At 71.6% G+C, this 22,073-nt stretch carries 18 protein-coding genes; 12 read left to right on the plus strand and 6 right to left on the minus strand.

All coding sequences use genetic code 11. The features are described 5' to 3' along the window. Positions 1–44 precede the first annotated feature (44 nt). Positions 45–440, plus strand: a complete 396-nt coding sequence (locus SALPAC3_RS0121550; protein WP_018223247.1) for a DUF3040 domain-containing protein — start codon at positions 45–47, stop codon at positions 438–440. Positions 441–490: 50 nt separating this feature from the next. Here the strand turns inward: SALPAC3_RS0121550 and SALPAC3_RS0121555 are convergent, their stop codons facing one another. From SALPAC3_RS0121555 to SALPAC3_RS0121565, 3 genes are read right to left on the minus strand one after another with little or no spacing between them, the layout of a single operon-like run. Continuing rightward, positions 491–2,950 carry a transglutaminase TgpA family protein gene (locus SALPAC3_RS0121555; RefSeq protein ID WP_018223248.1) on the minus strand — a complete coding sequence of 820 codons (2,460 nt, stop codon included), beginning with the start codon at positions 2,948–2,950 and terminating at the stop codon, positions 491–493. A gap of 16 nt (positions 2,951–2,966) precedes the next feature. Further along, positions 2,967–4,262, minus strand: a complete 1,296-nt coding sequence (locus tag SALPAC3_RS0121560; protein WP_018223249.1) for a DUF58 domain-containing protein — start codon at positions 4,260–4,262, stop codon at positions 2,967–2,969. A gap of 1 nt (position 4,263) precedes the next feature. Then, a complete protein-coding gene (locus SALPAC3_RS0121565; RefSeq protein WP_018223250.1) occupies positions 4,264–5,316 on the minus strand; it encodes an AAA family ATPase in 1,053 nt (350 codons plus the stop codon). A gap of 327 nt (positions 5,317–5,643) precedes the next feature. Between SALPAC3_RS0121565 and mbhE the strand changes: the two genes are divergently transcribed. The 7 genes from mbhE (at position 5,644) to leuS (ending at position 14,365) form a co-directional block, all read left to right on the plus strand. Continuing rightward, entirely contained in the window at positions 5,644–8,394 is a 2,751-nt protein-coding gene (gene mbhE, locus SALPAC3_RS0121570; RefSeq protein WP_018223251.1) for a hydrogen gas-evolving membrane-bound hydrogenase subunit E, read from the plus strand. Then, positions 8,391–8,714, plus strand: a complete 324-nt coding sequence (locus SALPAC3_RS0121575; RefSeq protein ID WP_018223252.1) for a sodium:proton antiporter — start codon at positions 8,391–8,393, stop codon at positions 8,712–8,714. Before mbhE ends, SALPAC3_RS0121575 begins: the two co-directional genes overlap by 4 nt. Continuing rightward, on the plus strand, positions 8,693–10,177 hold the full coding sequence (locus SALPAC3_RS0121580; RefSeq protein WP_018223253.1) for a monovalent cation/H+ antiporter subunit D family protein: 1,485 nt from the start codon (positions 8,693–8,695) through the stop codon (positions 10,175–10,177). Before SALPAC3_RS0121575 ends, SALPAC3_RS0121580 begins: the two co-directional genes overlap by 22 nt. A gap of 55 nt (positions 10,178–10,232) precedes the next feature. After that, a complete protein-coding gene (locus SALPAC3_RS0121585) occupies positions 10,233–10,619 on the plus strand; it encodes a Na+/H+ antiporter subunit E (RefSeq protein ID WP_018223254.1) in 387 nt (128 codons plus the stop codon). 3 nt (positions 10,620–10,622) lie between these two features. After that, positions 10,623–10,880 (plus strand): MrpF/PhaF family protein, encoded by a 258-nt coding sequence (locus SALPAC3_RS0121590; RefSeq protein ID WP_018216379.1) that lies wholly within the window; start codon positions 10,623–10,625, stop codon positions 10,878–10,880. After that, positions 10,877–11,233: a monovalent cation/H(+) antiporter subunit G gene (mnhG, locus tag SALPAC3_RS0121595; protein ID WP_018223255.1), complete on the plus strand. Its 357-nt coding sequence runs from the start codon at positions 10,877–10,879 to the stop codon at positions 11,231–11,233. The genes SALPAC3_RS0121590 and mnhG overlap by 4 nt, the downstream gene beginning before the upstream one ends. A gap of 267 nt (positions 11,234–11,500) precedes the next feature. Continuing rightward, a complete protein-coding gene (gene leuS, locus SALPAC3_RS0121600; protein WP_018223256.1) occupies positions 11,501–14,365 on the plus strand; it encodes a leucine--tRNA ligase in 2,865 nt (954 codons plus the stop codon). A gap of 118 nt (positions 14,366–14,483) precedes the next feature. Here the strand turns inward: leuS and SALPAC3_RS0121605 are convergent, their stop codons facing one another. The 3 genes from SALPAC3_RS0121605 to SALPAC3_RS0121615 are packed head-to-tail and all read right to left on the minus strand — an operon-like array spanning position 14,484 to position 17,213. Continuing rightward, the gene (locus SALPAC3_RS0121605; RefSeq protein ID WP_018223257.1) at positions 14,484–15,260 is read right to left on the minus strand and encodes a TVP38/TMEM64 family protein; all 777 of its coding nucleotides are present in this window, start codon (positions 15,258–15,260) and stop codon (positions 14,484–14,486) included. Next, positions 15,257–15,976, minus strand: coding sequence for a type 1 glutamine amidotransferase (locus SALPAC3_RS0121610; RefSeq protein WP_018223258.1), 720 nt, complete (start codon positions 15,974–15,976; stop codon positions 15,257–15,259). The genes SALPAC3_RS0121605 and SALPAC3_RS0121610 overlap by 4 nt, the downstream gene beginning before the upstream one ends. Beyond that, entirely contained in the window at positions 15,966–17,213 is a 1,248-nt protein-coding gene (locus tag SALPAC3_RS0121615; RefSeq protein WP_018223259.1) for a MurT ligase domain-containing protein, read from the minus strand. Before SALPAC3_RS0121615 ends, SALPAC3_RS0121610 begins: the two co-directional genes overlap by 11 nt. 352 nt (positions 17,214–17,565) lie before the next feature. Between SALPAC3_RS0121615 and mraZ the strand changes: the two genes are divergently transcribed. The 4 genes from mraZ to SALPAC3_RS0121635 all read left to right on the plus strand — a co-directional run bounded on the left by mraZ (position 17,566) and on the right by SALPAC3_RS0121635 (position 22,026). After that, positions 17,566–17,994: a division/cell wall cluster transcriptional repressor MraZ gene (mraZ, locus tag SALPAC3_RS0121620; protein WP_012014432.1), complete on the plus strand. Its 429-nt coding sequence runs from the start codon at positions 17,566–17,568 to the stop codon at positions 17,992–17,994. A gap of 204 nt (positions 17,995–18,198) precedes the next feature. Beyond that, on the plus strand, positions 18,199–19,305 hold the full coding sequence (rsmH, locus tag SALPAC3_RS0121625; RefSeq protein ID WP_033660477.1) for a 16S rRNA (cytosine(1402)-N(4))-methyltransferase RsmH: 1,107 nt from the start codon (positions 18,199–18,201) through the stop codon (positions 19,303–19,305). Continuing rightward, complete coding sequence (locus tag SALPAC3_RS0121630; protein ID WP_018223261.1) at positions 19,295–19,873, plus strand: cell division protein FtsL; 579 nt, start codon at positions 19,295–19,297, stop codon at positions 19,871–19,873. Before rsmH ends, SALPAC3_RS0121630 begins: the two co-directional genes overlap by 11 nt. A gap of 2 nt (positions 19,874–19,875) precedes the next feature. Beyond that, entirely contained in the window at positions 19,876–22,026 is a 2,151-nt protein-coding gene (locus SALPAC3_RS0121635; protein ID WP_026185799.1) for a peptidoglycan D,D-transpeptidase FtsI family protein, read from the plus strand. Positions 22,027–22,073: the final 47 nt, after the last annotated feature.

The raw sequence follows: 22,073 nt of genomic DNA on the forward strand, positions 1-22,073 counted from the left end.
CTGTCGGCCGCCCGGGCCGACCAACGTGACCGGGGAGGAGTGCCGTGCCGCTCTCGGAGCACGAGCAGCGGCTGTTCGATCAGATCGAGCGGTCGCTTGCCGAGGACCCCAAGTTCGCCTCGGCCGTGCGCGCCAGCGACCCGCGTTTCCACGCGCGGCGTCGTTTGCTCATCGCCGCCGGCGTGGTCGTCGTCGGCCTGTCCCTGCTGGTTTACGGCGCGGTGATCAAGACCCCGCCGCTGGCGGTGGCGGGTTTCGTCGTCATGTTGGCCGCGTTGGGCTTCGGGGCGCAGTCGCACCGGCGGTCGCAGTCCCCCGACCTGCATGTCGTGGGTGGGACGACAACGCGCCGCCGGTCCCGTGGGCGGTCGGGGCGTCGACCGTCAATCCTGGATCGGATGGAGGACCGGTGGCGGCAGCGCCCGGAGGGGCGCCGTTGAGACCTTGACCGTCCCGCCCCAACCGGCGACGACCGGTTGGGGCGGGTGTGTCAACGGGGGCGGCGGTCGGCGAGTAGCCGGCGCGGGCTCCAGCGTAGGGTCACGACCCGGAACCGACCGTAGGACGACGTCAGGCGGGTCAAGACGGCAGCGGCGGCCGTCTGCCAGCGCAGCAGCACCGACGAGGGCAGGGTTGCCGCCAGCAGGCGCGTACGGCGGTCGGATCTTGCCACGAGCGCGGCCCGAACCCGGCGCAGAGCTGGCAGCAGCGGCTCCCCGGGGTGCGGATCGCGGGCATAGCGGGCGAGTTCCTCGGCCCGGCCCAGCAGCCGTACCGCTGAACCGGCCTCGCTGTCCGCACGGAAGGTGTCGCGGGCGAGTCGGCTCGCGGTGGCGCGCGGTGTCTCCGCCCCGTTGATCCGTTGCCGGAAGTCCACCAACGTGTCCAGCAACTCGTCCCAGGCCGCGTGCGCGTCGGCCCGTGCCCGGTCCGCGTCGGCCAGCACCACCATGCGGTGGTCGTCCGAAGGTTTACCGCCGGTGGTCACCCCGGCCCGCGCGGCCGACGGCGTCCGGCTGCTGCCACTGCGCCGTCGGCGTAGGGCGGACCGGCGTAACGCCGGTGCGGTGAGCAGCACGAGCAGGGCCAGCGCCCCGACCGCCCACCAGAGCCAGGATGATCCGGGCCGGGTGGGGGTGCTGGTGCCGTTCGACAGCCCCGACAAATCCCCCTCCAGCCCCTCCTGCAGCTGGTTCTGACTCGTCTCGGAACCGGAGCCCGCCGGCCCCGCTGACGCGCTCGGCCCCGGGGCGACCTCCTCCTCCACCTCAAGATCGGGGGCCCAGTCGGAGCGGACCGACCCCGGCACGCCGTACGCGGGAGTGGCGTCGAACGGAACCCAGCCGAACCCGTCGAAGTAGACCTCGGTCCAGGCATGCAGGTTGCGGTTGGTCAGCACGTAGGCGTCACCGTCGGACCTGGTGCCGGTGGTGAAGCCGAAGGCGACCCGAGCCGGAATGTCGGCGGCCCGGACCAACCAGGCCATCGCGGCGGCGTACTGCTGACAGAAACCGACCTTGTTGGTGAGGAAGTCGACGATCTCGGAACCGCTGGTGCCTCCCTCGGTGCTGAGGGCGTAACTGAACCCGTTCTCCGTGGCGAAGTGGTCATAGATGGCCCGCACCTTGTCGTACTCGGTGTCTTGGCCCTGGGTCAGCTCGTCCACCAACGCCTCCACCGCGGGCACCGCCGGCGTGGCCGTCTGTCGGCGGAGGCTGTGCTCGGCCGGGAGTGGGCGGGCCTGCCGCAGGGCCGCCGGCGAGTAGGTCGACCGCACGTACTCGAACTCGTAGCGCTTGCCCGACGAACGCTCCCGATTGGAGAAGAGGACCTGTTGGTTCGGGTCGAAGGACCAGCTGCCGTCCAGCTTGAACTGCACCGGCTCGGGGTACACCGGCAGCAGCGGCATGTCGAAATTCGCAGTCACCTCGACCGTCGCCTGGTAGCGGGCGCGGGTGATCTCCGCCCGGTCTGGCACGGTCGGGCGGAACTCCCGGTTGATCGGTGTACCACTGGGAGAGCGGGCCTGGAAGCCACCGCTTCGCAACTGGTCGGCGGTGCCGAACCGTAGATAGGGCGGGGACGGCTCATTGGTGGTCACCTTCACCAGGTCGGTGATTTCGCCCTGGTTGAGCTGGCCCTGGAGGGCCGAGAAGAGGTCGACCTGGCCGGTTGTGCCCCGGCCCGATCCGCCCGTGCCGTCCCCGGCGCCCGAGCCGAGCGTGCTGAGTAGGCCGCTGGTCATCCCCGGCACCGCCAGCGGCAGCAGGACCGCGACCGCGACCCCCACCGCCGCGAGCCGGCGACCAGCGGCGGCAAGCGGGGAGGCCTCCCACACGTCCACCCCCCGGCCGTCGCCGGTGAATCGCCGGCCGAACCGGCGTACCCGGTCGACGTTGTCGGCGGCCAACAGCCACAGGTAACCGGCCGCGCCGACGGCGAACGGCACCGGGGGGACGCTGTTCACGTAGATGGCCACCGGGACCGAGTAGATGGCCAGCATCGGCAGACCGGCGAGTGCGGGCCGGCGCAGCCCGACCACCAACAGGTCCACCAGCACGGCGACCCCGCCGATGCCGAGTGCGGTGAGGAACAGCATCGGGTCCGTGTCGGGCACCTTCACGCGGTAGCTGCGCATGTCTACCAGCGACGCCTCCGCCAGCGCCCCGAAGTGCCCGATGGTGGCCGGGGTCGGCACTACGCCCAGCAACTCGGTGCCCGCGGGGAACAGCCAGGTCAGAGCGAGTAACAGGCCACCGAGCATGGCCAGCACCTGCCCCCACAGCGGGGCCCGGCCCAGCCGGGCCAGGGCGGCCACCGCGGCCACCGCGGCGACGGTGATGGTCGACTGGACCAGCCAGGTCCAGCGGTCGAAGATGGCTGACAACGGCGCCGCGGCGAGCAGTGTCGCGGCCGCAGCGACCAAGCCCAGATTCCGGTGGGAGTTCATGCGCGCGGCCTCCGGTTCATCGTCTGCTCGCCACGGTCTCGGCCGACGCCGCCCGGACAGCGAAGCCCTGCGCGCCCCGCCCGGCCTGCGGCCACAGGGCCGGTAGCCGGGAACCATGGTCTACGCTGATCACTCGCCAGCCACTTCGGACCAGCGCAAGCGCGGCGGCGGCGTGCGCGTCGTCGGCCTCGGCCCGGGCACCAGCCGGCAGGGTCAGCCAGGTGGAGCTGTTCTGTAGGAACGCCACGCAGGTAGCGCCGTTGCCGCGTAGCGCGGCCAGTAGTTCGGCCTCAACGGTGCTGAGCGTCCCGAACAAGCCGACGATCAGACCACCGCCGACGTGTTGCCGAACCTCCCGGATCAGCGTGGCGAGCTCGGTCCGCTGGTCGAGGCGGGCGTCGGCGAGGTTGTCCAGGAGGAGCCCGTGCCCGGCCGCCTCCGTCGCGTCGATGTCCGTGCCGGAGCCGGTGAGCAGCCGGAGCCGGTAGCCGCTCTGTCGCAGGTGCACGGCGATGCTCGCGGCGGCGGAGACCGCCCACTCGAAGCTGGCCGTCGGCCCGTCACCACAGTGCCCGTACGCCCGGGTGTCCAGCAGCACGGTGGCGCGGCTCTCCCAGGGTTGCTCCTCGCGGCGGACCATCAGCTCACCGGTGCGCGCGGTGGACTTCCAGTGCACCCGCCGCAGGTCGTCGCCCAACCGGTACTCCCGGGTCGCCGCATCATCCTCGCCGTGCACCGCCACCGACCGGGCCCGGCTGTCGCCGCTGCCCGCGTACTCGCTGGGAAGTCGGACTGTGGGCAGGGGCGTGGCCTGCGGGACCACCGTCAGCTGGTCGGTGCTGGGGAAGGCTCGGGTCACCTCGCACAGACCGAACGGGTCGGTCATCCGGACCACCAGTGGGCCGAGCCTGTATCGGCCGCGCACGTCGGCCCGCACCGTGTACGCCACCGAGCTGGCCTGCTGCGCGCCGAGCCGGTCCAACACGACCCGGGGCCGGCTGCCCAGCGCGTACGGCAGTCGGTCCTCCAGCAGGAGCGTACCGGTGGGCAGGCGGGACAGGTTCTGGAGCCGCAGCACCACCCGGGAGCTGGCGCTGACCGGTACCCGCTCTGGTTCCAGTGACCGATTGCAGGCCAACTTGTAGCGGCTACGGCCAACGTAGAGTGCGGCCAGCAGCGGCAGGACCGCGAGTAGCGCCGCCACCCGGAGCAGGTCCCGTTCCCCGAGGATGGCGGCCGAGATCCCCGCCGCGACTGCCGCGGCGAGGAACGACCGGCCCCGCGTGGTCAGCCCGCGCAGCCCGTCGCGCACCTCACGCCCTCCGCGGCTCGTACGGGGCGCGGCCGCTGTCGGTGGCGGGCCGGGTGTCGTACGACGAACGCCGGCGCTCCTGCGGCAGCGGCAGCCGGTGCACCAGCTCGGAGACGATCGTGTCGGTGGTGCGTCGGGCCAGCTGGGCGTCGGCGGTCGGGATGATTCGGTGCGCCAGCACCGGTACGGCCAGCACCTGCAGATCGTCGGGGAGGACGTAGTCGCGCCCCTCGAGCGCGGCGACCGCGCGGGCCGTGCGCAGCAACTGGAGGGTCGCTCGGGGCGAGGCACCGAGGCGGAGGTCGGGAGCCTCGCGGGTGGCGGTGACCAGCTCCACCGCGTAGCGCTTGACGGCGTCGGCGACGTGCACCTGCCGGACGTGGGTGATGAGTCGGCTCACGATGCCGGCGTCGGAGACCGGCCGCAGCGACTCCAGCGGGTCGGTGCCGCCATGCCCGTCGAGCATCGCCAACTCGGCCCCGACGTCCGGGTACCCCATCGCGATCCGGGCGGTGAACCGGTCGCGCTGGGCTTCCGGCAGCGGGTAGGTGCCCTCCATCTCGATTGGGTTCTGGGTAGCGACCACCATGAACGGCGTCTGCAGCGGGTAGGTCATGCCGTCCACGGTGACCTGCCGCTCCTCCATACACTCCAACAGCGCGGACTGGGTCTTCGGTGAGGCCCGGTTGATCTCGTCGCCGACCACCAGGTTGGCGAAGACAGCGCCGGGACGGAACTCGAAGTCGTGCGTCTCCTGGTTGTAGACGCTGACCCCGGTGACGTCGCTGGGTAGCAGGTCGGGGGTGAACTGGATGCGGCGTACCGAGCAGTCGATCGAGCGCGCCAGTGCCTTGGCCAGCTTGGTCTTGCCGACTCCGGGGACGTCCTCGATGAGCAGGTGACCCTCGGCGAGTAGAACGGCGAGGGCGAGTTGCACGGTGGCGGTCTTACCCTCAATGACCTGTTCGATGTTCGCCACGATCGCGTCACCGACGGCGCAGAACTCATCGTGTGGCAGCAGATCGCCCACCTCGTCCCAGGTCTGTTGGGTCACGGACGTCCTCCTCGTCGCCTCGACGGCAGCTCCGTCCGGAGCGGCTGGACCCGCCGTTGGGTTCGTGCGGTCCCGCGCAAGCCTCGTCTGCCGCAGAAATCTCACTGGCCTCTCAGGCTAGCGATGTTTGACACCGCAGCCGACCGTCACCGGTGTTCCATCGCATACGTCCGGATTATTCGTCCGTCGGGGGGAGGTGTCGACGGGGCGCCGGACGGGTAGTAGTCCGCAGCCCCGACACGGTCGGTGGAGTAGGGAGAAGGCGATGGCAGCCGTGGCGGCGCCGGGGGTTCGTGGGCGACACCGGTCCGGCTGCTGCGGGCCGGCATGATTCTCGCTGTCGTCCTCGGCGGGCAGTTCCTCCTCGCTGCCGTAGCGCCGGTGTTGACCTGGTGGTTGGGGCGAAACGCCGGCTACCTGCTCGCCGTCGGTTACCTGGCCGGGGCGGGCCTGCTCCTCTCCCAGCGTCCGCTCCTGCTCGCCGATCAGGCCGTCGCCGTCTCCTGGCCGTGGCTACCGTCGCTGGGGGTCTACGCGGAGCTGCGGATGGACGCGCTCAATCTCATCTTCGCCCTGCTGGTGTTGGGAGTGGGCGCGTTCGTCATGGCGTACTGTCCGCGCTACCTGAGCCCGGACAGCCGGCACACCCGGGTGTACGTGACGATGACCCTGTTCGCCGCGGCGATGCTGGGTCTGGTGCTCGCCGACGACCTGCTGCTGCTCTTCGTCTTCTGGGAGCTGTCCAGCATCCTGTCGTTCGTTCTCATCGGGCAGGACGGTCGCCCGCAGGCCCGTGGGCCGGCGATCCAGGCCCTCGTCATCACCACCACCGGTGGGGTGGCGCTGCTGGTGGCGGTGGTCGTGCTGACCGTGAGCCTCGGCACCAGCGACCTCCATCTGATCCTGGCCGATCCGGGCCGGCTGGCGACCGGACCCGCCTGGGCGGCGGGCGCCCTGGTGATCTTCGCGGCGATCACGAAGTCGGCGCAGGTGCCGTTCCATTTCTGGCTGCCCGGTGCCATGGTCGCCCTCACCCCGGTCAGCGCCTATCTGCACGCCGCCACGCTGGTGAAGGCGGGCATCTACCTGCTGATGCGCTTCTCGGCGCTGTTTGGCGGACAGTGGCCGTGGGACCTGACGTTGATTGGCCTCGGGCTGCTCACCGCGATCGTCGGCGCGCTGTTGGCGCTCCGCCAACACGACCTCAAGGCGCTGCTCGCGTACTCCACGGTGAGCCAGCTCGGCCTGCTGGTCAGCGTCATCGGCGTCGGCACGCCCGCCTCGGACGCGGCGGCGATCCTGTACACGATCGCGCACGCCCTGTTCAAGGCGACGCTGTTCATGCTGGTGGGAATCATCGACCGGCAGGCGGGCAGCCGGGACATCCGGGCCCTGTCCGGGTTGCGGCGGGCGATGCCGATCACCGTGACGCTGACCGTGTTGGCGGCCATGTCGCTGGCCGGTCTGCCGCCGACGATCGGCTTCGTCGGCAAGGAGGCGATCTTCGAGGCGCTCATCACGGTGGACGCGGTGCCCTGGCTCGGGTGGATCGCCGCCGGCCTGGCGGTGCTCGCCGCGACGCTCACCTTCGCGTACGCCGCGCGGCTGGTCCACGGTGTCCTCTCTGGCCCGACCCGGCAGCGTGAGCTGCACGAACCGGCCTGGTCGTTCCTGGCGCCGGCGGCTGTCGCGGCGCTCCTCGCCACCGCTCTCGGCCCGGCCGTCGCAATCCTCAGCCCGATGGTGGAGCGGGCCGCCAGCGATGCCCGCCCCCAGGGGCCGGCGCCCTACCTGGCCTTCTGGCATGGCTTTACCCCGGCGCTCGGGCTCTCCGCGCTCACCGTCCTGCTCGGGACGCTGCTGTTCTGGTACCGGCGCCGGACCGGCCCGGTGCTCGCGGCGATACCGACCACCCCACCGTTCACCGGCTACCTCGAGCGGTTCCGGCGTGCCCTGCTGCGCTTCGGGGCGGTCGTCGCCCGACCCGCCCAGGTCACGGCTCCGGCTCCCTACCTGGCCCGGCCGCTGCTGGCTGTGGTGGCGCTGGCGGCGGTCGCCGGGCTGCTCCTCGGTCCGCTGCCCACCGGGCATCCGGACGCCACCCGACCTGGGGACTGGCTCGTGCTCGGGCTACTACTCGTCGCCCTCGCCGGCCTGTTGACCACCCGGTCGGCGCTCGCGGCGGTCGCGCTGACCGGCGCGGTCGGCCTGATCCTGGCAGCCTGGTTCCTCACCACGGGCGCCCCGGACGTGGCGCTCACCCTGATGCTGGTCGAGGTGCTCACCACGGTGGTGGTCATGCTCGCCCTGCGGGGCCGGCCCGGAAGGTTGGTCGCGCCGGGCCGACGAGTGGGCTTGATCGCCGGCGCCGGGTTGGCGGTGCTCGCCGGGGTGGCGGCGGCGGTGGCGACCGCGGCGTTGACCGGCCGCCGCGACCTGTCGCCCGCCGGCGACTGGTACCTGCGGGAGGCGTCCGCGGTCACCGGTGGGCAGAACCTGGTCAACACCATCCTCGTCGACTTCCGGGCCCTGGATACCCTCGGCGAGGCGGTCGTACTCGCGGTGGTCGCGGTTGGGCTGATCGGGCTCGCCCGGCCGGCCAAAGCCGCAGGGCAGCGTCCCGACGCCGTACGGCACGCCGTCGATCCGGTGCTTGAGCTGGCGTACCGCGTGCTGGCCCCGGTCATGCTGGTCGCCTCCGCGGTGTTGTTCCTCCGCGGCCACCAGGAGCTCGGGGGCGGGTTCATCGCCGCCCTGCTCGCCGGTACCGCGGTCGGCCTCGGCCACCTGGCGCACCCCGCGGGAGCGCCGCTGCTGGGCCGCCTCCGGGGAGCGCCACTGCTCACCGTCGGCCTGCTACTGGCGCTGGTCGTGGGCTTGGCGCCGGTGGCTGTGGGCCGGGCCTTCCTGACCCCGGTCAAGCTCCCGTTGCCCGGCGTCGGTTCGGTGTCGTCGGCTCTCCTGTTCGACCTGGGTGTGTACCTGATGGTGCTGGCCCTGGTCGTGGCGGCGGTCCGCCGGCTGGACAGCGCGCCCGCCGGCCCGGCGCCCGGGCCGATTCGGGAGCGGGTCCGATGAGCGGGCCGCTGATCGTCGGAGTGCTGGTGGCGGCCGGCGTCTTCCTCCTGCTCCGCCCCGGGCAGCTGCGGCTGGTGCTCGGCTTCGTGCTGCTCGGGCACGCGGTGAACGTGCTCCTGCTGGCCGCTGGTGGGCTGCACCGGCGGGAGCCGCCGGTCGACGGCGGCGGCCCGGAGAGCGCCGACCCGCTGCCCCAGGCCTTCATCCTGACCGCCATCGTGATCACCTTCGGTATCACCGTCTACCTGCTGCGGCTGCTGCGCCGCGGCGCCCGGCGGGGAAGTCGCCCACCGGAGACGTGGGACGGGGGGCCGCGGTGAGCATCCTGTTGATGGTTCCGGTGGTGGGTCCGCTTCTCGCCGCCGCCGTGTTGCTCGCTCTTCCCGACCGGCTGGTGCTGCGCCGGGTGGTGGCGCTGCTCGCCACGGCGGCCGTCATCGCGGTGGGTGTCGTCCTGCTGGTGGCGACCTCCGACGGCGCGGTTCCGGTGCTCCGGGTCGGCGGCTGGCCGCCGGTTGTCACGATCACCTTGGCGGCCGATCCGCTGAGCGCGTTACTGGTCACGGTCTCGGCGATGGTGGTGCTGGCCTGCCTGGTGGCTGCCGCCGGGACCGGGGATGACTGCCAGCGGGCCTTTCTGCCGCTGACGATGGTGCTGTCGGCAGGGGCGTACGGCGCCTACCTCACCACCGATCTGTTCAACCTGTTCGTGCTGGTCGAGGTCATGCTCGTTCCGTCCTACGTGCTGCTGGCGCTCTCCGGCGGCCCGGGGCGTGCCGGTGCGGGCCGGGTGTACATCGCCACCAGCCTGCTCGGCTCCACGATCCTGCTGGCCGGCGTCGGACTGCTCTACGGGGTCACCGGTACGGTCGGGCTCGCGGACCTCGCCGGTACGGCCCGGGAGGTCCCCGCCGCCGCAGCCGCCGGCGGTGTCGTGCTGCTGGCGTTCGCGCTCAAGGGCGCGCTCGTGCCGCTGCACGACTGGCTGCCCCGCGCCTACCCGGTCGCCTCGCCGGTGGTCGTCGCGCTCTTCTCCGGTCTGCTCACCAAGGTGGGGCTGTACGCGATCATTCGAATCTACGCCGTGTTGTACGGCGGCGACCCGGCGTACCACCCGTTGCTGGTGGCGGTGGCGCTGGCGTCCATGGTGATCGGGGTGCTCGGCGCGATCGGCGTCGGTTCGATGCGGAAGGTGCTGGCCTTTCACATGGTGAGCCAGATCGGGTACGTGCTGCTTGGGCTGGCCCTGTTCACCGCCGCGAGTCTCGCCGCCGCCATCTTTTACCTGGCCCAGTACGTGTTGGTGAAGGCGGCACTGTTCCTGTGCGCGGCGGTGGTGGGAGCCACCCGTGGTACCGACCGGTTGAGTCGGCTGGGTGGGCTGGCCTCGTCCAGCCCGCTGCTCGCGTTGGCCTTCGGCGTCGCCGCTCTGTCCCTGGCCGGTCTGCCCCCGTTCGGCGGGTTTCTCGCCAAGTTTCTGGTGCTGCGGGCCGCCAACGAGGTCGGTGACTGGCTCGTGCTGACGGTGGCGGTGTTGGTCAGCCTGGTGACGCTGCTGTCGATGCTGAAGATCTGGGGTGTCGCGTTCTGGGGTGAGGTGCCGCGAGCGGCCCGGGAGCGAACCGCCCGCCCCGGTCTGGCGCTGCTCGGACCGCCGTTGGCGCTCGGCGCGTGCGCGCTGCTGCTTGGGCCGTTGGGCGGGCCGCTGCTGCAGGTGGCCGATGACGCCGCGGCGGGGCTGCTGGAGCCGGCCGGGTATGTGCGGGCGGTGAGCGGCCGATGAGTGGCGTGGTACGGCGGGCGGTGAGCCGGCGGTGAGCGGTGGGGGGTACCGGGCAGTGGGTGGCGTGGTGCGGCGGGCCGCGCTCCGGGCGGCGCGGATCGTGGGGTTCCTGGCCTGGTTCACGGGTCGGCTGGTGCAGGCGAACCTGGTGGTGGCCCGGGAGATCGTCACTCCGGGCCTGGGGCTGCAGCCCGCGGTGGTTCGGGTTCCGCTGCGTGCCCGGACCGACTCCGAGGTGGCCCTGCTCACGCTCTTCGTCACCCTGACCCCGGGCACCCTCGCGCTGGCGGTGCGGCGGGACCCGCGGGTGATGTGGGTGCACGGCATGTACGCCGACGACGCGACGGCGTTTCGCCGCGCCGTGGCGGAGTTGGAGGGGCGGCTGTTGGCTGCCGTCCGGCCGGTCGGCGGCGGCCGGGCCGGTGGTGAGGGAGGTGGGTGACGGATGCTCCTACTCGACGTGGTGCTGGTGGTGCTCGCCCTGTCGATGACCGTGGTGCTCGGCCGGCTGATCGTCGGCCCCACCGACGCCGACCGGGCCGCCGCGCTCGACCACGGCTTCTTCGTGTTCCTGGCGGCGGTGGCGGTGTTGGCGGTGCGGCTGGACGCGCCCGGGCTGCTGGACCTGGTCCTCACCGGCACCCTGGTCAGCTTCTTGGCCACGGTCGCGTTGGCCCGGCTGGTACATCGGCGGCGGCCATGATTCGTTTGCTGGTCGCCTCCGCGCTGCTGGTCATCGGCGCCGGCCTGATCGTGATCAGCTCCATCGGGTTGATCCGACTGCCCGATGTCTACAACCGGATGAACGCCGTCGCGAAGTCCGGCAGCCTGGGCCTGATCTGCGTCCTGCTGGCGGTGTTGTTGTTGCTGCCCGGCCCCCGGACGGTGCTGGTGGGCCTGGTCGCCATCGGGCTGCAACTCGTCTCGGCGCCGGTCGGCGGGTACGCCCTGGCCCGCGCCGCCTACCGGGCCGGTAGCCCGCTGGCGGACAGCACGCGCTATGACGAACTCGGCGGGCGGATCCCAGCGGCACCCCGGCGGCCGGGCCGCGGATGACCGGTCTGGCCGGACGGGCCCGGGGATGACCGGCTCGGGTGGCCGCGGGCGCGCTCCTGGATGCCGGCGGGGTACACTCCGGGACATGGCCGGAGTCTTCCTGCTTCTTACCGGGCCGTGCTGATGCGCTGAACGCGCGACAGCACGGCGGCCCCTCCTGCGCGAGGGGCTTTTTCGTGCCCGTCGCCGGCCCGGTCCCGCCGGCAGGTGGCGAGCATCAACCGACACCGCACGAGACCATCCGCGCCGACTGAAGCGAGGAGAGCCATGACTGAGGCAGCCGCACCGGCCAGCGAGATTCCCCCCTTCCGCTACACGGCGGCCCTGGCCGACGAGATCGAGCGCCGTTGGCAGGACACCTGGGAACGCGAGGGCACCTTCCACGCCCCCAACCCGACCGGCCCGCTGGCCGACCCCGAGCATCCGCGGGCGGGAGCGGAGAAGCTGTATGTACTGGACATGTTCCCGTACCCGTCGGGTGCCGGGCTGCACGTCGGCCACCCGCTGGGCTACATCGGCACCGACTGCTTCGCCCGCTACCAGCGGATGGCCGGGCGGAACGTGCTGCACGCGATGGGCTTCGACGCCTTCGGGCTCCCCGCTGAGCAGTACGCGGTGCAGACCGGCACCCACCCGCGTACCACCACCGAGGCGAACATCGCCCGGTACAAGGCGCAGCTGCGCCGGCTGGGGCTGGCCCACGACGAGCGCCGCTCGGTGGCCACCATCGAGGCCGACTTCTACCGCTGGACCCAGTGGGTCTTCCTGCAGATCTACAACGCCTGGTACGACAGCGAGGCGAAGCGGGCCCGCCCGATCACCGAGCTGATCGCCGAGTTCTCCGGCGGTGTCCGGCGCACCCCCGACGGGCGACCATGGGGTGCGTTGACCGACGCCGAGCGGCGGTCCGTCGTTGACCAACACCGGCTGGCGTACGTCTCGCAGGCACCGGTCAACTGGTGCCCCGGGCTGGGCACCGTGCTGGCCAACGAGGAGGTCACCGCCGACGGCCGCTCCGAGCGGGGAAACTTCCCGGTTTTCAAGCGGAACCTGAAGCAGTGGATGATGCGGATCACCGCGTACGGTGACCGGCTCCTGGACGACCTGGAGCAGCTGGACTGGCCCGAGCCGATCAAGCTGATGCAGCGGAACTGGATCGGCCGCTCCATCGGCGCGCACATCGAGTTCCCCACCTCGGCCTCGGATTCGGACCCGGGGGGCGAGCAGCGGATCAGCGTCTTCACCACCCGGCCGGACACGATCTTCGGCGCCACCTACCTGGTGCTGGCGCCCGAGCACGACCTGGTGGACGAACTGGTACCGACGGCCTGGCCGGCGGGGGTTCCGCAGGCCTGGACCGGCGGGCAGGCCAGCCCACGGGCGGCGGTGGCGGGCTATCGCAAGGTGGCCGCGGCAAAGACCGACCTGGAGCGGCAGGCCGAGACGAAGGAGAAGACCGGCGTCTTCACCGGGGCGTACGCCACCAACCCGGTCACTGGGGCCCAGATTCCGATCTTCATCGCCGACTACGTGCTGGCCGGCTACGGGACCGGCGCGATCATGGCGGTGCCCGGTCAGGACGAGCGGGACTGGGCCTTCGCCGAGGTGTTCGACCTGCCCATCGTCCGTACCGTCCAGCCGGCCGAGGGGTTCGCCGGTAAGGCGTACACCGGTGAGGGCGCGGCCATCAACAGCGCCGTGCCCGAACGCGGCCTGGACCTGAACGGCCTGGCTGTCGCCGAGGCCAAGGCGCGGACCATCGCCTGGCTGGAGGCGGAGGGCCACGGCTCGGGCGCGGTGACCTACCGGCTGCGGGACTGGCTGTTCAGCCGGCAGCGGTACTGGGGTGAGCCGTTCCCGATCGTGTACGACGAGACCGGCGCCGCCATCGCCCTGCCGGAGGAGTTGCTGCCGGTCGCGCTACCCGAGGTGGATGACTTCTCGCCCCGCACCTTCGATCCCGCGGACGCGGAGTCGAACCCGGAGACGCCGCTGTCGCGACGCCGGGACTGGGTCGAGGTGGAGCTGGACCTGGGCGACGGTCCGAAGCGCTACACCCGGGAAACCAACGTGATGCCGCAGTGGGCCGGCTCCTGCTGGTACGAGCTGCGCTACCTGGACCCGACCAACGCCGACCGCTTCGTCGACCCGGAGACCGAGCGGTACTGGATGGGTCCCCGTGGCGAGGGCGACTGCGGGGGCACCGACCTGTACGTCGGCGGCGCCGAGCACGCCGTACTGCACCTGCTCTACGCCCGGTTCTGGCACAAGGTGCTGTACGACCTGGGGCACGTGTCGAGCTTCGAGCCGTTCCGCAAGCTGTTCAACCAGGGCTACATCCAGGCGTACGCGTACACCGACGCGCGCGGGGCGTACGTGCCGGCGGAGGAGGTGGTCGAGCGCTCCGGTGCCTACTACCTGGGCGATGTCCAGGTCAACCGTGAGTACGGCAAGATGGGCAAGTCCCTGCGGAACGTGGTGACACCGGATGAGATGTGTGCCGCGTACGGGGCGGACACGTTCCGGGTGTACGAGATGTCGATGGGCCCGCTGGAGGTCTCCCGTCCCTGGGAGACGCGGGCTGTGGTGGGGTCGTTCCGGTTCCTGCAGCGGGTCTGGCGGGCGATCGTGGATGAGCGCAGCGGCGCGTCCCGGGTGGTGGACGAACCGGCCGACGAGGCGACCCGCCGACTGCTGCACCGGATCGTGGACGGGGTCCGGGGCGATATGGACGCGATGCGGTTCAACACCACGATCGCGAAGCTGATCGAGCTGACCAATGCGGTGACCCGACTACCGGCGACGCCGCGTGAGGTGGCCGAACCGTTGGTGTTGATGCTGGCGCCGTTTGCTCCGCACATCGCCGAGGAGCTGTGGCGCCGGCTGGGTCACGAGACCTCGTTGACCTACGCCGACTTCCCGGCCGCCGATCCGGCCCTGCTGGTGGCCGAGTCGGTGACGTACCCGGTGCAGGTCAACGGCAAGGTGCGGGGTCGGATCGAGGTGCCGGCCGACGCGGCGGAGGAGACCGTCCGGGCGGCGGCGCTGGAGGCGGTCGCCGCCTCGCTCGCCGGCAAGGAACCCCGCAAGGTCATCGTGGTCCGTGGCCGAATGGTTTCCGTCGTGGCCTGAGGTCCACTCCTCAGCCCACACTGCCGATCACGGAGTTGTGGTGCCGGGCGGGTACCGGTTCGGGATGCGCCGCCCCACCACCTCCGTGCTGGATATGGGTGCGTCGGCTCAGCGCCGGCTACGAGTCCGTTCTGGGCTGCGTGCCCCCGCTGGTCCGCTCGGCGCGCCACCAGCGGTGGAGGAGCACCGCGCTGGCGATCAGGCCGAGCCCGGCCGGGGCGGCGGCGAACCAGTTGACCTCGCCGGGTGAGGTGACCGCGGCGCCGACGGCGGCGTATCCGAAGGCGGTCGGCGCGGAGGCGACGACGCTGCCGACGAGAAACGGCAACACCCGCGCCCCGGTGGTGCCGTAGCCGTAGCTGACCAGGCCGAAGCCGGCGATTGGCAGCAGCCGTACGGTAACGACACCGAGTACGTTCTGCCGGGTGAACCAGCCGTCCAGCCGGGCGAGGCGACCGCGAATCCGGTCGGCGACGAACTCCCGACCGAGGAACCGGCCGATGGTGAAGCCGACGGCGGCTGCCAGCAGTGCCGCGCCGAGCGCGTACGCGGCCCCTTCCACGGCGCCGAATAGCGCACCGGCGGCCAGGGTGATGAAGGTACGGGGGACCAGCGCAACGAGCAGGAGCGCGCCGCCACCGATCGCGGTGATCGGGGCGTACCCGCCCAACTGGTCGGCGAGGTCGGGCAGGGCGGCCGGGTCCGGGCGGGGAACCACCAGCAGTGCCACTCCGAACCCGGCTAGCAGAAGCAGTAGCAGGCCAAACCGGCCGGCCGCCGGGTCCTGCCCCCGCCACCAGCGGGGCTGGACGGCGGGGGGTTCCCAGCGGTGGGAGGTGCCCGGATCGTGGTGGCCGCCGCGGGGAGTGGGGTCGCGGCGACCGTCGTGGGTCACGGTCGGGCGGCGGCCACTGCGGCGTGGCGTTCGGCGCGGAGTCGGTTCGACCAGGTGTCGTCCAGTGGGGGGAGCTGGTTGACACCGACTGCCCAGCGCAGCAGCAGGTCGGCCAGGGCCGGGTTACGAGCCAGGGCCGGTCCGTGCGAGTAGGTGCCGAGCAGTTTGCCCCGCCAGGCCCCTTCGGTCCGGGTGTCGTTGCCGATCCCGGCGGTCAGCTGGGCCAGCGGCGACACCTCCGGGCCGAGGCGGGTACGCCCACCGTGGTTCTCGAACCCGGACAGCGGTGGCAGGCCCAGCCGTGAGTCGATGTTGCCGGCCAGTTCGCCGATGGCGCGGGTGGGGCCCCGGTCGGAGGAGAGGTCCAGCAGTTCCAGGCCGGCGTACTGCGTGCCCTTGGCGAAGAAAGAGGAGCCGAGGAGTTGGTAGCCGGCGCAGACGCCGAACACCACCGCGCCCTGCGCGGCGGCACGGTGTAGGCCGCCGTCGGCGATGAGCCGTTGTGCCCCGAGCGCCTGCGGGCCGTCTTCGCCGCCACCGACCAGGTAGATGTCGGCGGTGGCAGGCAGCGGTTGGTCGGAGCGGACCTCCAGCACCTCGACCGGGTAGCCGCGCCGCTGGGCGCGGCTGGCCAGAATGAGTGCGTTGCCCCGGTCACCGTAGGTGGAGAGCAGATCCGGGTAGACCCAGACGATGCGCAGGCTGTCAGAGAACACGGTCCAACTCCGCTCGGATGTCCTGGAACGCGGTGTAGTTCGCGATGACCTCCAGTCGGCCTGGTGGGACCGACTGGATCGCCTCGGTGAAGGTGCGTACGTGCTGGAACGGCACGCCGTTCACGTCGAGTCGTACGGCCAGGTCGAACGCTCGGTCACCGGTGATGAGTACCTGCCGGCCCCGCAGTGGGCTGAAGTCGACGTCGAAGAGCCAGGAGGTGTCCAACCCGTCTGGATCGCGGGCGTTGATGGACAGCAGTGTCGGCGCCTCGTCGGCCATGTCGAACGCCTCCAGCCAGCTGGCCGGGTTCTTCGCCAGCAGCAGGCGGATCAGCCGGCCGTCTCGTTCGACCTGCGCGTACCGGCCGGCGATCGAGGTGACTGAGCTGAGCTTGAGTACGGCGTCAACCGGTCGTACGCCGAACTCGGCCGCGACGGCGAGGGCGGTGGCGGCGTTGCCGAGATTGACCGTGCCCGGGAGCTGGAGCTGGACCTTGTGCCAGGCGCCGGTCGGATCGATCACGCCGTCGTCCTCGACGGACCACTGCGGTTGTGGCCGGCGCAGCGGGCAGCCGGTGCACCACCACTGGTCGTTCTGCCGGGCGATGGTCGAGCCGCACTCGGGGCAGACCCAGGAGTCGTCGTGCCAGCGTTGGCCAGCGCTGAACCAGGTGACCTGGGGCGGGGTGAGGCGCTGGTCGTGATTGGTCGGCGGGGTGGCGGCCCAGACCACCATCGGGTCGTCCGCGTTGGCGATGACCCGAAGCTCGGGGTGGCGGATCAGCGCCGCGCGCCAGAGCTGCGCCATCATGGCGACCTCCCGGGCCCGGTCCAGCTGGTCGCGGGAGAGGTTGAGCAGTGCCACCACGTGGGCATCGGTGGCGTCCAGCACCTGCGCCAGGTAGTGCTCGTCCACCTCGAGCACCGCGTACGGGGTGCTACCGGCCTTGGCGAGCGCCGAGGTGTGCCCGGTGGGCATGTTCGCGCCGAACGAATTGGTGGCGACCTTGCCGAGTACGCCGACCGCGGCGGTGGCGAGTCGGGTGGTCGTCGTCTTGCCGTTGGTGCCGGACACCAGGGCGATGGCGCGGCCCGCGGCGAGGTGCGCGAGGAGCTCCGGGTCGATCTTCAGGCCGATCCAACCACCGATAACCGAGCCGTCCCCGCGGCCCGCGGCCCGCGACAGGGCCGCGGCGGTCCGCGACACGGAGCTGGCCACCTTCGCCCGTAGGGGCATTCTCGCGTCCGTCACGCGAGCGAGGTTACTCCACGCCCGGGCTCCCCAGATCGCTGCTGGCGCGGAACGCTTCGACTCGTTGCCCGATGCGGCCGAGCCGATCGGGGGCGGGAGTGGAGTCGATCTATGTCGGACGGTGGGTGGCTCCCGGCGTGGTGCTGCCCTCCACTCCGCTCCACCCGCTTTGACGTGCGGTTTTGGTGGGACGGTCGCCGCGCCGCGCGGGCGATTCTGGTTGCAGGTGGAGGGAAGTGGAGTAGAGTGGGGCCCGATGGTGCGGCCGGGAGGGCGCACCGGCCCGGGGGTCAGCGGCGCCGCGAACGCCGCTTGAAGGGGCGAGGGGGTTAGGGCCGTGTTCCTCGGCACCCACACTCCGCGCCTGGACGACAAGGGTCGGCTGATTCTTCCGGCGAAGTTCCGGGATGAGCTGGCGGGGGGTGTCGTGATCACCAAAGGGCAGGAGCGTTGCCTATACGTATTCCCGACGCCGGAGTTCCAGCACATCGCGGATCAGCTACGCGCGCAGCCGATGACGCACAAGGCGGCCCGGGCCTACAGCCGGGTCTTCTTCGCCAGCGCGCACGACGAGGTCCCCGACAAACAGGGGCGGGTGACCATCCCGGGCCACCTGCGGGAGTACGCCGCGCTTGACCGGGATCTGGTGGTGATCGGTGCGCACACCCGGGTGGAGATCTGGGACCGGGTCGCCTGGGAGAGCTACCTTGCCGAGAGTGAAGACGAATTCGCTGACATCGAGGAGGGGGTGCTGCCCGGTCTGTAGGCGCGACGGCGCCTGGCGTACTGCGAGATCTCCAGCCGCTTTCGAGTTCCTGGCATCCCTTCCCCGGTGCCAGGCGCGCGATCCGATCGGGGGCCGTTGCCGGAAGGCGGGCGGGAGCGGATGGGGATCTGGCAGTACGACGACGGGGCGCCGTCCGACGACAGGCACGGCATGACAGACGGGACGGAACCAGTGGGGGGCGACATGGGGGAGTTGCGCGGCGCGCACGTGCCGGTGTTGCTTGAGCGTTGTCTCGAGCTGCTGTCTCCCGCGCTGGACCGGCCGGGGCAGACGGTCTACGTTGACGCGACGCTGGGGCTGGGTGGGCACGCCGAGGCGATCCTGACGGCGCATCCGCGGACCGTGCTGGTGGGGCTGGACCGGGACACCGAGGCGCTGGCGCACGCCCGCGTACGACTGGCCCGCTTCGCGGACCGGGTGCACCTGGCGCACGCCGTCTACGACGAGTTGCCCGAGGTGCTCGATCAGCTCGGCCATCCGGTCGTGGACGGGATCCTCTTCGATCTCGGGGTCTCCTCGTTGCAGCTTGACGCGCCCGACCGCGGGTTCGCCTACGCGCAGGACGCTCCGTTGGACATGCGGATGGACCAGAGCCGGGGAGTGACCGCCGAAGAGGTGGTCAACACCTATTCGCATCCGGAGCTGGCCCGGGTGCTGCGGGTCTACGGCGAGGAGAAGTTCGCGCCGCGAATCGCGTCGGCGATCATTCGGGAGCGGGCCCGGGCCCCGATCACCTCGTCGGCGCGGCTGGCCGAGCTGGTCCGGCAGAGCATCCCCGCGCCAGCCCGGCGCACCGGTGGCCATCCGGCAAAGCGAACTTTTCAGGCGCTACGGATTGAGGTGAACAGAGAGTTAGCGGCGCTGGAGACGGCGCTGCCGGCGGCGCTCGACCGGCTCACGATCGAGGGTCGGATGGTGGTCCTGTCCTACCACTCGTTGGAGGACCGGCTTACCAAGGTGGCGCTCGCGGACCGGGTTCGCAGCAAGGGCCCGATCGACCTTCCGGTCGAGCTGCCGGGGACCGGCCCGACCTTCCGGCTCCTCAGCCGAGGGGCGGAGCTGCCCGGCGAGGCGGAGGTCGCGGTGAACCCACGGGCGGCCTCGGTGCGGCTGCGGGCCGCCGAACGGCTCGATCCGACCATGCAGCAGCGCCAGCGTACCGACCGCGAACGGTACCGGCGGCGGGTCCGGGCGATGCACCAACCGGGGACGGGGTCGGCCGTGCGGCGGCCGGCCTCGGGGGATGACGGGACAGGGGCGGATGACGAGGGGGAGGGACATGACGATTGACAAGCGCGACCGCCGGCAGGGGGCCGGCGCCGGGCAGCGCACACCGCGGTCGGGGGGCCGGATCGCGGCGGAGCGGGCCACGCGCACCGGCACCCAGCCGCGGTCGGGGGCGACCCGCGCGCGGGGCACGCGTGCGTTCCCGACCCAGGGCACCGCGGCGCTGCGCCCGAGCGCGCGGACGGTCAGCACCCGAACGACCCGGCTACGGGTGGCGCCACCGGCTCCGGTGTCGGTGCCGCGCGCACCGTTCGCCACGTTGGTCGTGGCACTGGTGGTCGGTGGGGTGCTCGGCATCCTGTTGGTAAACACCAAGATCAACGAGAACGCGATTCGCCTGGGTGAGCTCCGGGAGCAGCAGACCACCCTCAACCTGCAGCAGCAGCAGCTGAACCAACAGATCACCGAGGCGAAGGCACCGGGCAACCTGCTCGAAGCCGCTCGCAAGCTTGGCCTCGTCGAGCTCGAGCCGGGTTACATCCAGCTGCCCGACGGCGGCGCGGCCATTGATGTGCCACAGCCGGGCAGCGGGCCATCGTCGGGGGTCGGCCAGCCGGGTACCGGGGGATAGTCGTGCCGCCCAGATCGGAGGAGCCGCGCCGGGACGCCAAGGGGTCCCGGCGCGGTCCGTCCCGCGCCGACAGTTCAGCCGATCCCCGTCCGGCCGAGTCGGGTGGTGGCATCTCCGGTGCCCGGGCCTACACCCCTCGCGGCCGCAGCATCGGCGAGCAGCGGCTGGGGGAGGCCCGCGCAGGTCGCGCCGAGCCCCGTCGGGCACCGCAGGGAGGTCGCGGTCGCTCCGGTGACCCGTTCCGGCCGGCACTCCAGGTGCTCAGCGGAGGGCGGGCCGGTGCTGCCCGGCGGGCGAACCCGCCGCGTCGCACCTCCGTGGTGCGCACCGTGCCCCGGCGTCCACCGGCGGAGGAGCCGCCGCCGCGGCGACGCCCGCCGCGCCCAACCTCAGCTCGGCCGAAGCGACGCCGCCGGCTGAGGCCACCCCGCCTGGCCGACTCCGGCCGTCGGCTGCGGCTCGGCACCGCGCTGGTGCTGACCCTGTTCACCGTCATCGGTATCCGGCTCGTCGTGCTGCAGGTCGTGGAGAATCCGGACTACGCCGGCGCCGGAATCGACGACCGGCTGAAGGTCGTGGTTCTGCCGGCGCCTCGTGGTGCGATCCACGACCGGGACGGGGAGGTGCTGGCGCACAGTGTCGAGGCGCGGTATGTCTTCGCCGACCCGACCCAGATCGCCGATCCGGTGGCCACCGCGCAGGCACTCTCCGAGCCGCTCGGTATCCCGGCGTCGGAACTCGCCGATCGGATGCGGAAACGCGACGGGCCCAACGGAAACGAACTGCAGTTCGTATACCTCAAACGGGGGGTGGACGTTGACCTGGCCGAGCAGATCGAGGATCTTGGGCTGGCTGGTATCGACACCCGCCAAGATGAGCGACGGGAGGTCCCCGGAGGGGATCTGGCCGCCAACCTGATCGGCATCACCAGCCAGGAGATGGCCGGCCTGGAGGGGCTCGAAGCCGGCTACGACAAGGTGCTCGCTGGCAAGGACGGCCTGGAACGCTACGAGGCGGGGCGGGGTGTGCAGATCCCCGGGGGCTTCAGCGAGACGACCGAGGCGAAACCGGGCAGCTCGCTGTGCCTCACCCTCGACCGGGACCTGCAATACATGGTCCAGGCCAAGCTGGCCGAGGCGATGGAAGCGGTCAACGGCTCGACCGCCACCGCGGTCGTCCTGGAGGTGGGCACCAGCGAGGTTCTGGCCCAGGCCTCCTACCCCACCTACAACGTCGCGAACTGGGGGGAGAGCGACCCGGCCGACCGGGATGACGTGGCGACCACGTTCGTGGTCGAACCGGGGTCGGTGCACAAGGCGATCACGTTCGGCGCCGCCCTCCAGGAAGGCGTCATCACCCCGGACACCACGCTGCCCGTACCCAACACCATCCGCCTCGGCGGCACCACGTTCTTCGACACCACCAAGGTGGACGGCCGACGGATGAGCCTGGCGGGGATGATGGCGTACTCCTCCAACGTCGGCACCATCGCCATCGCCGACCGGCTCGGTCCGGAGCGGCTCATCGACTACCAGAAGCGCTTCGGGCTGGGTGAGCCGACCGGTGTCGGGCTGCTCGGCGAGGCGAGCGGCGCGGTGCTGCCCGCCGACGAGTGGAGTGCCTCGTCGCATGGGTCGGTGCCGATCGGGCACAGTGTGGACGCCACCGCGATCCAGATGGCTGCCGCGTACGCGACCATCGCCAACGACGGCACATACGTCGCGCCGCGCCTGGTGAAGGAGATCGTCGGGCCGCGGGGAGAGCGGACAACGCCGGAGGCGCCGACGACCCGGGAGGTGTTGACCCCGGAGACCGCCGCCGAGCTGCGTACCCTCCTGGAGGCGGTGACCACCGTAGACGGCGCGACCGGTCGGGCCGCGGCGGTCCCCGGCTACCGGGTGGCCGGCAAGACCGGCACGGGCACGCGGCTGGTAGACGGGCAGAAACAGCCCGGTGAGGTGGCGGCGTTCATCGGGATGGCCCCGGCTGAGAAGCCCCGTTACGTGATCGCTGTCTTCGCCCACACTCCCAATGGTGGGGGTGGCGACATCGCCGCGCCGGTGTTCGCCGACATGATGCGGTTCACCCTGCAGCACTATCGGGTGCCGCCGTCGCAGGTCCCACCGCCCAACTTTGACGTCTTTCCCCGCTGAGCAGCGTAGACGGGACATCATCGGTGCGTGCCGACGAACCACCGGGG

This window comes from Salinispora pacifica DSM 45544 (assembly GCF_000378845.1).
In the GTDB taxonomy this organism is placed as follows: Bacteria; Actinomycetota; Actinomycetes; order Mycobacteriales; family Micromonosporaceae; genus Micromonospora; species Micromonospora pacifica.